We start from the raw sequence: 14,324 nt of genomic DNA on the forward strand, positions 1-14,324 counted from the left end.
TTGACGAGCGCGAGCGCCGGGAATTCAATCCGGCGGCAGATTTCTTTCGCCGGGTCAGGTATCAGCGGTCGAAGGCATCCCACACCGGCGCGAAGTCCGGGCTGACCTGACGTTCGCGCTTGGGCAGCGCGGCGATCAGCGCCCGGTCGTCATCGTCCAGTTCGACCTTCAATGACGCCAGGTTGGCCAGTTGATTGGTCTTGCTGCTGGCCTTGGGAATCGCCGCCACGTTGTCTTGATCCAGCAGCCACTTCAGCGCGACCTGAGTCGGCAGCACGCCGTGTTTTTCGGCGATCTGCTGAATCTGCGGAATTTCCGAGACCTTGTTACGCGCCAACGGGGTGTAGGCCGTCAGCGCCAGATCGTGTTGACGGGCGTAGTCGAGCAGGGCGTTTTGTCCGAGCAGGACGTGGTACTCGACCTGAATGGCTGACAGAGGAATGCCGTATTCCTCGACGACTTTGCGCAGCAGCGGCAGCGGAAAATTCGCCACACCGATGTTGCGAGCCAGCCCCTGTTCCTTGAACGACGCGAGGGTTTCAAGAGTGCGCGGCAGGTCCCAGTCAGTGCTCGGCCAATGGATCATGAACAGATCAACGTACTCGCTGCGCAAGGCCTTGAGGCTGCGATCCAGCGAGTGACGCATGGCGTCCGGTTGCAACTGATCCCACCAGACCTTTGTGGTGACGTGGATCTGCTCGCGGGGTGTCGGCGTATTCGCCAGCGCCTGTCCGACTGCGTCTTCGTTGTTGTAGGCCGCTGCCGTGTCGATGTGTCGGTAACCGAGTTCCAGGGCTTGCTCCACGGCGCGGGTGCATTCGTCGCCGAGCATCGGCCAGGTGCCGAGGCCGAGTTTTGGCAGGTTCAGTCCTTTTTTGTTAACGATGTGCTGCATGGTCGATCTCCTGTTCGAAAGCCGTGACGCCCGCCATGTGCCGGGCGGCGATGTAACCGAAAGTCAGGGCCGGGCCGAGGTTGATCCCGCCCGCCGGATAATGCCCGCCCATGATGCTGGCCATGTCGCCACCCGCCGCGTAGAGCCCGGCGATGGGCCGGTCTCCGGCGTCGAGCACTTGCGCATGCGGATTGACCTTGAGCCCGGCGAAGGTACCGAAGCAGCCCGGCTGCACCTTCACCGCGTAGAACGGGCCTTGTTCGATAGGTGCCACGCACGGATTGGGCTGTTGCGCGGGATCGCCCTGTTTGCGGTTGTACGGGGTCGAGCCGCGACCGAACAGCGGGTCTTCGCCGTGCCGGGCGTGGCGGTTGTAGTCATGGAGAGTGGCGCGTAATCCGTTCGGATCGATGCCGCATGCGGTGGCCAATTCCTCAAGGGTATTGCCGGTTTTCAGATAGCCGCTGCGGATAAAACCTGACACCGGAACCGGAAACGGCCGAGACATGCCGAGCCCGTAACGTCGCTGGAACGCGCGGGAGCAGATCAGCCAGGACGCAACCTCTCCACCCTCGGGGGCGGCGGCGACCATAGCGCTGACGTAGTCGTAATAGCCGTTGGCTTCGTTGACAAAGCGCTGGCCGTTGCGCAGTACGCCGATGACGCCCGGTTTGCCGCGCTCGATGATGTGTGGGAAATGGCCGATGCTGCCGTCGGAATGTGGCACCTGCGAGACCGGCGCCCACGCCACGGGCGAAGCCACATCGGTGTTGACCCGGGCTCCGACGGTTTCACCCAGTCGCAGGCCATCGCCATTGACTGCCAGCGGAGGCAACGCCCAATGTTCATGACCGGTGGGCGTGCGAGGGAACAAGGCCTTGCGCCGCTCGATGTCATTGGCAAAACCGCCCGCCGCGAGCACCACGGCTTTGCGTGCATGGACGGTGACCGGGCCTTTTGCGGTGTTCACGCGAGCGCCGGTGATGCGTGATTCGTCGCGCAGCAGTTCCGTCACTGGCGCCGATTCCCACAGCAGTACGCCGAGGTCTTCGGCGGATTTCGCCAGCCGCGCTACCAGCGCCACGCCGTTGACCAATTGCATCGCCCGGCCATGCAACGCCAGATCCAGCAGATGACGGGTGAAACGCCGGGTCACGTGCCAGGCCGCCGACAACGAGCGGGTCAGATTGAGAAACGCCGACAGATCCGCCCCCGCCATGATCGGCATGCCCATGAATGAAGTTTCGCGCATGGTTGTGCGAAGACGCTTGAGCAGGCGCCCGACCTTTCGCCCGTCATAGGGAGCGGCAATCACCGAGCGTCCGCCGGTGCCGGCGCCCGGTGTTTCGCCGTGGATGTCGGCGATGGCGTTGCCGTCGGCAAATTGCAGGGCGGTGTGTTGTTCGAAGAACGCCACCATGCGCGGGCCGGCTTCAAGGAAGGCGTCGATCATGGCCGGGTCGTAGTGCTCGCCGAGTTCGTGGCGCAGATAGGTGCGCGGCAATTCCACGTCTTCGACGATCCCGGCGCGCCGGGCCAGCGGATTGCACGGCACCCACGCCCAGCCGCCGGACCACGCGGTGGCGCCGCCGAACACCGGATCCTTTTCCACCACGATGACCTTCAAGCCATGCCAGGCGGCGGTGACGGCGGCCGACAAACCGGCGGCGCCGGAGCCGACCACCAGAACGTCGCAGTCGATATCGGGAAGGGCAGACATCAGCAAGGGCTCCAGCAATCAATTTTTTTTAGAATCATGTTCCAGAAAATAACCAGTGTGGGCGAAGCAGATCAACCGACTGACGCGCAAAGTGGGCGGTTATCGGACGTCGGGTTCCAGATTTCGCATTCCTCGGGATGTCTTCTAGAATCGGCGAAATTTCACCGAGAGCGCACCATGGCCGGCAGTCAAATCGAACGGGTTTTCAGCGTGCTGGAAAGCCTCACCAGTGATCCGCGCGGGCTGCCGATGCAGACCCTGGCCGAGCAACTGGACATTCCGAAGAGCGCCACACACCGCCTGCTCGCCGAGCTGATCCGCCTGGGTTACGTGCGGCAGAATCCGGAAACGTTGCGCTATCACCTTTCCACCAAACTGGTTGCGATGGGCTTCCAGTACCTGTCGAGCAGCGGTTCCGACATCGTGCAGCCGGTGCTCGATCGACTGGCCCAGGAAACCGGTGAGCTGGTACGCCTCGGGGTGATCGACGGCGAGCGTCAGACCTGGATCGCCAAGGCCCAGGGCGCCCGCACCGGTCTGCGTTACGACCCGGACATGGGCCGCGACGCGCCGCTGTTCTACACCGCGTCGGGCCATGCGTGGCTGGCGTGCATGAGCGACGCCGAGGCGTTGTCGCTGGTCGAGCGCCAGGGCGCGGAGGTGCCGGCGGATATCGGGCCCAATGCGCCGCGCTCCAACATTGAACTGCTCGAACGCCTGCGCGTGGCCCGGGAGCAGGGTTATGCCTGTGTTGAAGAAAGCTCGGCGGTGGGCACGTCGGCGATTGCCGCCGTGGTGAAACATCCTGCCGATGGCCGAGTGATCGGCGTGCTCAGCATCGCCGGGCCGAGCGCAAGGATGTCGGCGGCGCGCTTGCATGAACTGGCGCCGTTGCTGCTGACGTTTACCGAGGAGCTGTCGGCGGCGAGCCTGGCCTCGGAATTGTTCGTTTAAGCAAAGCTGTGCGCTGTTCGCCCACTTTTCGGTCGGGTGGGTGTGAGAATCTGGAACCCGGTTCTAAATTGTTGATTGAGTGAGTTTTCCCACAACAATCACAAAAGGATCGCACCTTGAACCCGCCCCTTCGAATTGCCTTGATCGGCGCCGGCAACATGGGCCAGCAACATTACCGGCACTTGAAGAATCTCACTGAGGCCACGTTATGCGCCGTGGCCGACCCCGGCCCTCAGGCACCGGCCCTGGCGGCGGAGTGGGGTGTGGCGCATTTCGCCGATCACCGTCAGATGCTGGAGCAGAACCGGCCAGACGCAGTGATCGTCGCCAATCCGAATAATCAGCACGTCAGCACCGCGCTGGATTGCTTGGCCGCTGGCGTTCCGGTGTTGCTGGAAAAGCCGGTGGGCGTAAACCTGGATGAAGCGCGGGAATTGGTGGCGGCGGTGAAGCGCAGTGGCGTACCGGTGCTGGTCGGCCATCATCGGCGGCACAATCCGTTGATCGTGCGTGCTCATGAGCTGGTCAAGGGTGGGGCGTTGGGACGGCTGACGCTGGTGACTGCGTTGTTCCAGCTGCGTAAGCCTGACCAGTATTTCGAAACCGCGTGGCGGCGCGAGGCAGGTGCCGGAATGCTGTTGACCAATCTGATCCACGACCTCGATCTGCTGCGTCATCTATGCGGTGAAGTGCGTTCGGTGCAGGCGATCACCGACCATTCGGTGCGCGGTTTTGCCAATGAAGACAGCGCGGCGATTCTGCTGCAATTCGATGGCGGAGCGCTCGGCACCCTGACCGGTTCCGATGCGGTGGCGGCTCCATGGAGCTGGGAGTTGAACTCCGGTGAGAACCCGGTCTATCCACGTCAGGCGGATCAGCCGTGCTATTTACTGGCGGGAACGGCCGGGGCCTTGAGCATTCCGCAACTCAAGCGCTGGCATTACCGCGCCGAGCAGGTGGACGCCGGTTGGCATGAGCCGTTGCTGTCCGTTGATGAACCGTTCACACCGGACGAAGCCCTCCGGTTGCAGTTGCAGCATTTCGTCCGCGTGGTACGGCGGGAAGTCGAACCATTGGTGAGTGCCGCCGACGCCGCCCGCACGCTGGCGCTGGTCGAGGCCATCCGTGAAGCGGCAGCCAGCGGTCGCGCCACCGAACCTGCGCAGATCGAGGCCTGAACATGAGCGAACGAATTCTGTCCCTGGCCAGCCTGACCGTGCTGGAGTTGTCGCCACCCGAGATGGTCGAGGTCGCGGCCCGTGCCGGATACAGTCATGTCGGCCTGCGTCTGGAGCCGGCGACGCCAGAGGAATATCACTTTCCGTTGGTAGCCGATGGCGATTTGCGGCGTCAGACACTGGCGCGTTTGCGTGACACCGGAATCGGTGTGCTCGACGTGGAAATCCTTCGATTGAAGCCGCAGACAGTGGTGGCGGATTTCGAGCCACTGCTCAGCGTTGGCGCGGAGTTCGGTGCCAGTGAATTGCTGGTCGCCGGTAACGATCCCGACGAACAGCGGCTCACCGATAATTTCGCGGCACTGTGCGATCTGGCGGCGCGCTACGGTTTGCATCCGCATCTGGAGTTCATGCCCTGGACCGATGCACGCAATCTTGAGCAGGCGTTGCGCATCGTCGCCAACGCCGGGCGCGAAAACGGTGCGGTGCTGGTCGATGCGTTTCACTTCGACCGCTCCGGGTCGCGGCTGGAGGAGCTGGCCGGCGTGCCGGCCTCGCGGCTGCGCTACGCACAGTTGTGCGATGTTGCCGGGCCGAGGCCGACGGACATGGCCGAGATCTTGCGTCAGGCCCGCAATGAGCGACGGTTTCCCGGCGAGGGCGATTGTGACTTGATCGGCTTGTTGCGCTGTCTTCCGGCTAACCTTCCCCTGAGTCTGGAAATTCCCACGGTCAAATTGCTGGAGCAGGGCGTGAGTGGATTGCAGCGGGCGCAAATGGCGATCGACCGGACACGGGAATTGTTGGCCCGACTTTAAGTCTGCTTCAAGGGGCGAGGGCGCACGCGACCTCGTCACCGTTTATTTTTCATTCAGAGAGAGCCAATGACCGTCAGCACTCCGCTTTCCGGCGTCAACCAACCCTTCAAGGGGATCTTGCTGATTGTCGTGGCAACCTTCCTGTTTTCCAGTCACGACGCGCTGTCGAAATACCTCTCGGGTTTTTATCCGATCGTCATGGTGGTGTGGGCGCGGTATCTGGTGCACACGTTGCTGATGGCGGGGATTTTCCTGCCGCAGTCCGGGCTGCGTGTGCTGCGCACCAAACGCCCGTTGTGGCAGTTGGCGCGGGCGTTGTGCCTGTTGGGCACCAGCCTGTTTTTCACCACGGCGTTGCTGTACATCCCGCTGGCCGAAGCCACGGCGGTCAACTTTCTTGCGCCGGTGCTGGTGACGGCGCTGTCGGTGCCGCTGCTCAAGGAACGGGTGACGCGCGGTCAGTGGATCGCGGTGGTGTGCGGGTTCATCGGGGTGCTGATCATCGTCCATCCGGGCGGTGACCTGTTCACCCCGGCAATTTTGTTGCCGTTCTGTTCGGCGCTGTTTTTCTGCTTCTATCAGTTGCTCACCCGCAAGCTCGCGGAAGTCGACAGCCCGACCACCAGCAACTTTTTCGCCGGGTTGTGCAACACGCTGGTGATGAGTGCGCTGGTGCCGTTCTTCTGGCAGGTGCCGAGCCTGGGGCATGCGCTGTTGATGCTGGCGCTGGGCAGTTGCGGAATGACCGCGCACCTGTTTCTGACCCAGGCGTTCCGCCATGCCGCGCCGGCGTTGCTGGCGCCGTTCGGTTATTGCCAGATCGTGTTTGCGGGGCTGTTGGGCTGGTTGCTGTTTGCTCACACACCGACCCTGATGACGGTGATCGGGATCGCGGTGATCTGTTGCAGCGGGCTGGCGGCAGCGTGGCAGCAGAGCCGGCGCTGAAAGCAAACCGGCCTGAAATCAGGCCGGTCGGTGCAGGAAGGTTATTCAGTATTGAAAGGTTACTCAGTGACGGTAGGAATCTTGCGCGGTGCCATGAAGTACATCCAGGTCAGCGCGATGAAGTACATCGCCGGGATCAGGGTGAACAGCACGGTGTAATTGTTGTTGGTGACGGTCAGGATGTGGCCGACGATCTGGGTCATAAACATCCCGCCAATCGCCGCGCACATGCCGCCGAAACCGAACACCGTGCTCATCATGTGCTTGGGCGTGTAGTCCATCACCAGGCTCCAGATGTTGGCGGTCCAGGCCTGGTGCGCGCCGATGGCCAGGGAGATGGCGGCGACGGCAATCCACAGGTTGGCGGAACCGGCGGCCATGACCACGCCGATGATGCAGCAGGCGAACAGGAACATCGACAGCAGCCGCGCCTTGATCGAGTTCATGCCGCGACCGATCAGGAACGAAGACAGAATCCCGCCGCCCACGCTGCCGAAGTCAGCGGTGACGTAGATGATGATCAGCGGAATGCCCATCTGGGTGACGTTGATGCCCAGGTTGTATTGCTGATTGAGAAACGGCGGCAGCCAGTACAGGTAGAACCAGAACACCGGCGCGGTCAGCGAGTAGGCGAGGGCAAAGGCCCAGGTGCCGCGCATGCGCAGGATTTTCGAGAACGGCACGCGGGCCTGTTCCGGTTCGACTTCTTTCTGGATGTATTCCAGCTCCGACTGCTTAACGTTTGGGTGATCTTCCGGGTTGAAATACTTCAGGCCCCAGAACAGCAGCCAGATCCCGCCCAGTGCCGACATGCACAGGAACGCGGCCTGCCAACCCCACACGTGAAGGATCAGCGGCAGCAGCATCGGGGTGAACATCGCGCCGACGTTGGTGCCGGCGTTGAAGATGCCGGTGGCCACGGCGCGCTCGCCGGCCGGGAACCACAGGCGCGTGGTCTTCACGCAGGCCGGGTAGTTGGCTGCTTCGGTGAGGCCGAGGATGAATCGGCAGACCATGAAGCCCACCGCCGAGGTCGCCAGACCGTGGGCGCCGGTGGCCAGGCTCCAGAGCAGCACCGCGCAGAAGAACACGCGCTTGACGCCGACCCGATCGATCAGCCGTCCTTGCAGCACGAAGCCGATCGCGTAGCCGACCTGAAACCAGAAGTTGATGTTGGCGTAGTCCATCGCCGTCCAGCTCATTTCCTTGGCGAGGATCGGCTGCATGACGCCGAGTGCGGCGCGGTCGATGTAATTGAGGGTGGTGGCGAAAAACACCAGCGCCAGCATGCCCCAACGGGTCTTGCCGACGGCCATGGCGCCGCGGATCTTGTCGCCGATGCCACCCGTGGCAGTGCTCATGGCCGGAGCCATGCGGGAAGTCTGTGAAGGAATCATGTGTTCCACCCGTTTTTGGATTTGTTATTTGGTGTGCTTTTCTTGTGCACGCTGCGACCGGTGGTTCAGTTCCGGACTCAAGGTGAGACGGATGTTGGGCAGTGGACGAAAAATCGTCAATTCGCCAAACCGGCATTCTGTTCGATAATCGCACGCAAAACTAACCGGGTAGTACAGTTTAAATTGCTCAATGAAAAACCGGGACCAATAATTCGCTCACCCTATAAAAGCGGCGCAATTTCCGTAGCCGACGTCTCCACCGGGAGTTGAAACATGCAGCGATCCATTGCCACCGTCTCCTTGAGCGGAACCCTGCCGGAAAAACTCGAAGCCATTGCCGCCGCCGGGTTCGACGGGGTGGAGATTTTCGAGAACGATCTTCTGTATTACGACGGCAGCCCCCGGGAAATCCGGCAGATGTGCGCCGACCTCGGGATTGCCATCACCCTGTTTCAGCCGTTCCGCGATTTCGAAGGCTGCCGCCGCGATCGCCTGGAGCGCAACCTGGAACGGGCCGAGCGCAAGTTCGACCTGATGCAGGAACTGGGCACCGACCTGGTGCTGGTCTGCAGCAACGCCTCCCCCGACAGCCTCGGCGATCAACAGATCCTCATCGACGACCTGCGCCTGCTGGCCGAGCGCGCTGGTGCCCGTGGCCTGCGCATCGGTTATGAGGCGCTGGCCTGGGGCCGTCACGTCAATACTTATCAACAGGTCTGGGACATCGTGCGTCAGGCCGATCACCCGGCCCTCGGCGTGTTGCTCGACAGTTTCCACACCTTGTCGCTCAAGGGCGATCCACGGGCGATTGCCGAGATTCCCGGCGACAAGATTTTCTTCGTACAGATGGCCGACGCGCCGATCCTGGCGATGGACGTGCTGGAGTGGAGCCGGCATTTCCGCTGCTTCCCGGGGCAGGGCGAATTCGATCTGCCGGGCTTCCTCGCGCCGATCATCCAGAGCGGCTACACCGGGCCGCTGTCGCTGGAAATCTTCAACGACGGCTTCCGCGCCGCGCCGCCTCGGGCAAATGCCGCTGACGGTCTGCGTTCGCTGCTGTACCTGGAGGAGAAAACCCGCCAGCGTCTGGAGCAGGAAATCCGTCCTGTGGATAACCGCGACATCCTCTTCGAAACGCCGAAGGCCAGTGAATACAACGGCATCGAGTTTCTTGAGTTTGCCGTGGATGAAAGCCTGGGCGCCAAGCTGTCGAACTGGCTGGAACGGCTGGGTTTCGTCAAGGCCGGCCAGCATCGCTCCAAGAGCGTCAGCCTGTTGCGTCAGGGTGATATCAACCTGATCCTCAACTCTGAACCCTATTCGTTCGGCCACAGCTTTTTCGAGGCCCACGGCCCGTCACTGTGCGCTACTGCCGTGCGGGTCAAGGACAGCGCCAGCGCGCTGGCCCGCGCCGTCGCCTATAAAGGTCAGCCGTATCGCGGACTGGTCGGCCCCAATGAACTGGAACTGGCGGCGGTGCGTGCACCGGACGGCAGCCTGATTTATCTGGTGGATCAGGAAGCGGATGTCTACGGCACCGACTTCAATCTGCTGCCGGACGCGGTGGCTCGCAGCGGGCTCAAGCGCATCGATCACATGGCCATGGCGCTGCCGGCGGACAGCCTCGACAGTTGGGTGCTGTTCTACAAGAGCCTGCTGGATTTTGAGGCTGACGATGAAGTGGTGCTGCCCGATCCGTACGGGCTGGTGAAGAGCCGCGCCCTGCGTAGCCGCGACAGTTCGATCCGGCTGCCGCTGAACATTTCCGAGAACCGCAACACCGCGATCTCACACGCGCTGTCGAGTTATCGCGGTTCCGGGGTGCATCACATCGCCTTCGATTGCGACGATATCTTCGCCGAAGTCAGCCGAGCGAAAGAGGCAGGCGTGCCGCTGCTGGACATCCCGCTGAACTATTACGACGATCTGGCGGCGCGCTTCGATTTCGATGACGAATTCCTCAGCGAACTGGCGTACTACAACGTGCTGTACGACCGCGATGCGCAAGGTGGCGAGTTGTTCCACGTCTACACCGAGCCGTTCGAGGGGCGCTTCTTCTTCGAGATCATCCAGCGCAAGAACGGTTACGCCGGTTATGGCGCGGCCAACGTCGCGGTGCGGCTGGCGGCGATGGCCAAATCACGCAGTGGTGCGGTTCGCCAGGCGAAGTTGTAGGAAATTCGTAAACGCGGGATTAAACACCGGTCGCGCGGCTTCCTTCACTGGGGCGCGCGGCCCATAATCGCCAGCCTGTGCAGTGATGGCCGTGAGCCCGCAATGACAATGACTTCAGAACTTCCCGCAGCTCCCGTTCTCCCCGCGGTAGAGCCGCGCAAAAGTCGCAAGAACAACCCGGAAAAGACCCGCGAGAATATCCTGCAGGAGGCGATCGTCGAGTTCGTCCAGCAGGGGCTGTCCGGCGCTCGCGTCGATGCGATCGCCGAGCGTATCCACACCTCCAAACGCATGATCTATTACTACTTCGGCAGCAAGGAGCAGTTGTACGTCGAAGTGCTGGAGAAGCTCTACGGCGATATCCGCAGCACCGAAAACCGCCTGCACCTGGCTGAATTGCCGCCGGTGGAAGCGATCCGGCGTCTGGTGGAATTCACCTTCGATCACCACGATCGCAACGTCGATTTCGTGCGGATCGTCAGCATCGAAAACATCCACAACGCCGAGTACGTGAAGCGTTCCGATGCGATCAAGGCGATGAACAACACCATCCTCGATTCTCTGGGCGAGATTCTGCGTCGGGGTGCTGAAGAAGGCGTGTTCCGCGCCGGGCTCGACGCGCTGGACGTGCATCTGTTGATCAGTTCGTTCTGCTTCTATCGCGTATCGAACCGTCATACCTTCGGTGAGATCTTCCAGATCGACCTGCCGGACGAAAGCATCAAGCAACGTCATCGCGAGATGATTTGTGAGTCGGTGCTGCGCTACTTGCAAGCGTGACCGATGTCGAGGGGGACGGGCCCCCTCACGGTTTTAGCCATTCATGCTTTGAAAGTGCGCGAGCATTCGCTGCGCATCGGGCACCTTGCCGCTGAACAGCTCAAACGCCTTCACTGCCTGAAACACCGCCATGTTGCCGCCATCCAGGGTTCGGCAACCCAGGGCGCGGGCGTTGCGCAGCAGTTCGGTTTCCAGCGGGAAATACACGATCTCCGCCACCCACAACTCGGGCCGCAGCAACGCCGCCGGCACGGGCATGCCGGGTAATTTGGCCATGCCCATCGGCGTAGTGTTTACCAGACCATCGGCCTGACTCAGCGTGCTCCCCAGATCATGTCCGGCCACGGCGCGACCGGCACCGAAATGCTGGTTGAGGTTGTTGGCCAGGCTTTCGGCGCGCTCCACGTCCACATCAAAAATGCTCAGTTGCCGTACGCCTTCGCTCAACAAGGCGTGGGCGACTGCCGCGCCTGCGCCACCAGCGCCCATCTGGACCACACGTTCGCGGGCGACGTCTGGCAGGCCGCGACGAAAACCTTCGGCAAAACCCAGGCAATCGGTGTTGTGGCCGACGCGTTTGCCGTCCTTCAGCACCACCGTGTTCACGGCGCCGATGCCGCGGGCTTCCGGGGACAGCTCATCAAGCAGCGGGATGATTGCTTGCTTGCACGGGAAGGTGATGTTCAGCCCGGTGTAATTCATGCGTTCGGCGGCCAGCAACAGGTCGGGCAGGGCGTTGTTGTCCAGTTGCAGTTGATCGAGGTCGATCAGCCGGTACAGGTAGCGCAGGCCCTGTTCGTCGCCTTCGTGTTCGTGCAGCGCCGGCGTGCGGGAGGCCTGGATGCCGGCGCCGATCAGCCCGGCGAGTATCACGTTGTTACGATTCATGCGGTTCGCCCCTTCAGCCGCTGGCTGAAATGTTCCAGGGCCAGGCGATAGCCGTGGCTGCCGAAGCCGCACATCACGGCGGTGGCGATGGCCGAGACGAACGAGTGATGACGGAACGGCTCGCGGGCGTGGACGTTGGACAGGTGCACCTCGATCACCGGCAATTCGCTGGCGACCAGAGCGTCGCGGATCGCGACCGAAGTGTGGGTCCAGGCGGCCGGATTGATCACGATACCGGCGCAGCGCTGACGGGCGCCGTGAATCCAGTCGAGCAGTTCGCCTTCGTGGTTGGTCTGGCGAAACTCCACGGCCAGGCCGAACTCTTCGGCGGCGCGCCCGCACAGGGCAGAGATGTCGGCCAGGGTTTCGTGACCGTAGGTTGCCGGTTCACGGGTACCGAGCAGGTTCAGGTTCGGGCCGTTGAGCACCAGAACGATAGGGGGCATGGGGACAAACTCCACTTATTGTTTTTGGCTTGGGCCGAGGGTTTCGACCTGTGGAGTTAAATTGTACTAGATGGTTACTTTAATCAATTGCTCTGCATCGACAGTCCGGTTTTGTGTGCGGTGATCGCACACAGGTGAAATCAATGCGGCAACTGCTCGACCAGAAAATCGATGAAAGCCCTGACGCGCAGTGGCATGTGGCGATTCTGCGGGTACAGCAAAGTGAACGGCCGCGAGCGTCCGCTGTAGGGCTGGAGCACTTCCACCAACGAGCCGTCGGCCAGTTCCTTTTCGACAATGAAGCGATACGTCTGGAACAACCCGGCGCCATGTTTGGCCAGGGTCACGCCACCGAGCACGTCATCGGAGCAGCAGAAGTTGCCCTCGGCGAGGATTTCCCGTGGCGCGTCTTCCTCATAGAACAGCCAAGTGATCCGCCGCCCGCTGCTGGGCAATTCGTACTGAATACACTCGTGTTGTTCAAGGTCTTCGAGGGTCTGCGGCGTGCCGGCGCGTTTGAGGTAGTCGGGGCTGGCGACCATCACCAGCGCTGCGTCCTCCAGATGGCGGGCGATCAGGCCGGAGTCGGGGATTGCCCGCACGCGGATCGCCATGTCGTAACCCTCGCCGACGAAGTCGATGTTGCGGTTGCTGATGTGCATGTCGACCTTCACCTGCGGGAAGCGCGCACGAAACGCGGGCAACAGCGGCAGGATCCGGTGATGGGCGTAGGTTGTAGGAATACTGATACGCAGGGTGCCGGACGGTTCCTGCTGCTGGCCCATGACTTCCCGTTGCGCCTCGACCAGTTGCGCCAGCGCCTGCCTGCATTCTTCGTAGTAGCGCCGGCCGCTGTCGGTCAGTTTCACGCTGCGGGTGGTGCGTGCAAACAGCCGCACGCCAAGGCGTTCTTCCATGCGGGACACCGAGCGGCTCACCGCTGCCGGCGTCACCGAGGCCGCTTGCGCCGCGCCGGTGAAACTGCCGCACTCGGCGGCCAGGCAAAACAGCTCGATGCTGCCCAGCTGAAGATCGTCGAAGTGTCTCTGCATGATTGATTACGCCGGGGAATGAGTCTTCGTATGTAGCAAATGCGTGGCCGCTGCGAAAGAACTGCTTACCATTTTGCGCGGGGCTTTCCTGAATCCCGCACTAGGCTCGAAAACGTAATGACCATTTGAGACAGCAATGCCGATGGTCGGAATTGTCAGGGAATGGCAGTTTTCGAAACTCTTTAACCTAACGGATGGGTTAGCATGAAAGTGTGCAGTTACAAGGGATTGTCGGTGGTGATCATGCTGCGAGACGAACATTGTCCGCCCCATGCGCACGTTGATTCAGGTGCATGGAGTGCCCGTTTCAAATTCAGCTTCTGGCACAACGGCGTGGAGTTATGGGATGTGGTGCCCCTGTCGCGTCGGCCACCGATTGCAGTGCTTGAGGGGCTGCGTCAATCGCTGCGTGAAACTGTTCATCTGCGGCGGGCCCGTCGAATCTGGTGGACTCGTTTGCAGACGGCGTGTCTCGATAATCAATGGTGGGACGGGGACTCGAACGAAGTGGCCGTCATGCGCGAAGTCACCGGAGCAACCTTCAGAATCGGATCGGCGTATTACGAACCAGAAGAAAACAAAACCCTGCTGGCCCTGGTTGGTGCTCAGGAAGGTGTGGAGATCGAACTATGAAAACAGTAAAAGCCGGTTTGCATGCTGATCGACCGGTAACAGAAAAGCGTCTCGATGAAGCTGTTGAGCGGGGAGGGCTGCGTCGTCGCAGCAGCCTGCAAGCCGTGTCGGTGGCCTTTCAGAAACCCTGCCTGGTGATTCACTTCGAGGACGACAGCGGCGTGTTGCTGCCAGTGAATCTCTACCGGGAATTCGATGATTTCGAACCGGAAGACTTCAGCGGATTGAACGTCGGCTTCGCTGGCACCGCGCTGTGCCACGACGGCAAGGACCTGCAGGTTTCCATCGCCGGGATGATCTCCGCCAGTCAGCCACTGATGGCCATGGCCGCCTCGGTAATCGCCTCTCGCAATGGTCGCCAGAGCAGTACCGCGAAAGCTGAAGCTGCACGGGCCAACGGCAGGAAGGGCGGGCGTCCGCGCAAGATCGATCCCGTGCCATGA

14 protein-coding genes are annotated in these 14,324 nt (G+C 61.7%); 8 read left to right on the forward strand and 6 right to left on the reverse strand.

All coding sequences use genetic code 11. The features are described from left to right. Window positions 1–61 precede the first annotated feature (61 nt). Both CAG25_RS18475 and CAG25_RS18480 read right to left on the reverse strand, forming a co-directional pair. Window positions 62–895 carry an aldo/keto reductase gene (locus CAG25_RS18475; protein WP_085612585.1) on the reverse strand — a complete coding sequence of 278 codons (834 nt, stop codon included), beginning with the start codon at window positions 893–895 and terminating at the stop codon, window positions 62–64. Then, window positions 879–2,615, reverse strand: coding sequence for an FAD-dependent oxidoreductase (locus CAG25_RS18480; protein ID WP_178076483.1), 1,737 nt, complete (start codon window positions 2,613–2,615; stop codon window positions 879–881). Before CAG25_RS18480 ends, CAG25_RS18475 begins: the two co-directional genes overlap by 17 nt. 177 nt (window positions 2,616–2,792) lie before the next feature. Between CAG25_RS18480 and CAG25_RS18485 the strand changes: the two genes are divergently transcribed. The 4 genes from CAG25_RS18485 to CAG25_RS18500 all read left to right on the forward strand — a co-directional run bounded on the left by CAG25_RS18485 (window position 2,793) and on the right by CAG25_RS18500 (window position 6,510). Next, entirely contained in the window at window positions 2,793–3,569 is a 777-nt protein-coding gene (locus tag CAG25_RS18485) for an IclR family transcriptional regulator (RefSeq protein WP_085612586.1), read from the forward strand. A 116-nt stretch (window positions 3,570–3,685) separates the two neighbouring features. Next, a complete protein-coding gene (locus CAG25_RS18490; RefSeq protein ID WP_085612587.1) occupies window positions 3,686–4,747 on the forward strand; it encodes a Gfo/Idh/MocA family protein in 1,062 nt (353 codons plus the stop codon). A gap of 2 nt (window positions 4,748–4,749) precedes the next feature. Next, a complete protein-coding gene (locus tag CAG25_RS18495) occupies window positions 4,750–5,565 on the forward strand; it encodes a sugar phosphate isomerase/epimerase (protein ID WP_085612588.1) in 816 nt (271 codons plus the stop codon). A gap of 66 nt (window positions 5,566–5,631) precedes the next feature. Next, window positions 5,632–6,510 carry a DMT family transporter gene (locus tag CAG25_RS18500; RefSeq protein ID WP_039771776.1) on the forward strand — a complete coding sequence of 293 codons (879 nt, stop codon included), beginning with the start codon at window positions 5,632–5,634 and terminating at the stop codon, window positions 6,508–6,510. A 59-nt stretch (window positions 6,511–6,569) separates the two neighbouring features. Here the strand turns inward: CAG25_RS18500 and CAG25_RS18505 are convergent, their stop codons facing one another. After that, window positions 6,570–7,907 (reverse strand): MFS transporter, encoded by a 1,338-nt coding sequence (locus CAG25_RS18505; protein ID WP_064599596.1) that lies wholly within the window; start codon window positions 7,905–7,907, stop codon window positions 6,570–6,572. A gap of 273 nt (window positions 7,908–8,180) precedes the next feature. Between CAG25_RS18505 and quiC the strand changes: the two genes are divergently transcribed. Together quiC and CAG25_RS18515 are read left to right on the forward strand one after the other, a co-directional pair. Beyond that, a complete protein-coding gene (gene quiC, locus CAG25_RS18510; RefSeq protein ID WP_085612589.1) occupies window positions 8,181–10,082 on the forward strand; it encodes a 3-dehydroshikimate dehydratase QuiC in 1,902 nt (633 codons plus the stop codon). Between the two features lie 102 nt (window positions 10,083–10,184). Then, window positions 10,185–10,862: a TetR/AcrR family transcriptional regulator gene (locus CAG25_RS18515; protein WP_085612590.1), complete on the forward strand. Its 678-nt coding sequence runs from the start codon at window positions 10,185–10,187 to the stop codon at window positions 10,860–10,862. Between the two features lie 33 nt (window positions 10,863–10,895). Here the strand turns inward: CAG25_RS18515 and CAG25_RS18520 are convergent, their stop codons facing one another. From CAG25_RS18520 to CAG25_RS18530, 3 genes are all read right to left on the reverse strand, one after another. After that, window positions 10,896–11,750, reverse strand: a complete 855-nt coding sequence (locus CAG25_RS18520; protein WP_085612591.1) for a shikimate dehydrogenase — start codon at window positions 11,748–11,750, stop codon at window positions 10,896–10,898. Next, complete coding sequence (aroQ, locus tag CAG25_RS18525; RefSeq protein ID WP_039771771.1) at window positions 11,747–12,196, reverse strand: type II 3-dehydroquinate dehydratase; 450 nt, start codon at window positions 12,194–12,196, stop codon at window positions 11,747–11,749. Before aroQ ends, CAG25_RS18520 begins: the two co-directional genes overlap by 4 nt. A 140-nt stretch (window positions 12,197–12,336) precedes the next feature. Continuing rightward, window positions 12,337–13,248 (reverse strand): LysR family transcriptional regulator, encoded by a 912-nt coding sequence (locus CAG25_RS18530; protein WP_085612592.1) that lies wholly within the window; start codon window positions 13,246–13,248, stop codon window positions 12,337–12,339. A 204-nt stretch (window positions 13,249–13,452) separates the two neighbouring features. Here CAG25_RS18530 and CAG25_RS18535 point away from each other — a divergent pair, with 204 nt between their 5' ends. Together CAG25_RS18535 and CAG25_RS18540 are read left to right on the forward strand one after the other, a co-directional pair. Next, window positions 13,453–13,881 (forward strand): hypothetical protein, encoded by a 429-nt coding sequence (locus CAG25_RS18535; protein WP_039771768.1) that lies wholly within the window; start codon window positions 13,453–13,455, stop codon window positions 13,879–13,881. Continuing rightward, entirely contained in the window at window positions 13,878–14,324 is a 447-nt protein-coding gene (locus tag CAG25_RS18540) for a hypothetical protein (RefSeq protein WP_064599588.1), read from the forward strand. Before CAG25_RS18535 ends, CAG25_RS18540 begins: the two co-directional genes overlap by 4 nt.

The organism is Pseudomonas sp. B16(2017) (genome assembly GCF_002113205.1).
In the GTDB taxonomy this organism is placed as follows: Bacteria; Pseudomonadota; Gammaproteobacteria; order Pseudomonadales; family Pseudomonadaceae; genus Aquipseudomonas; species Aquipseudomonas pharyngis.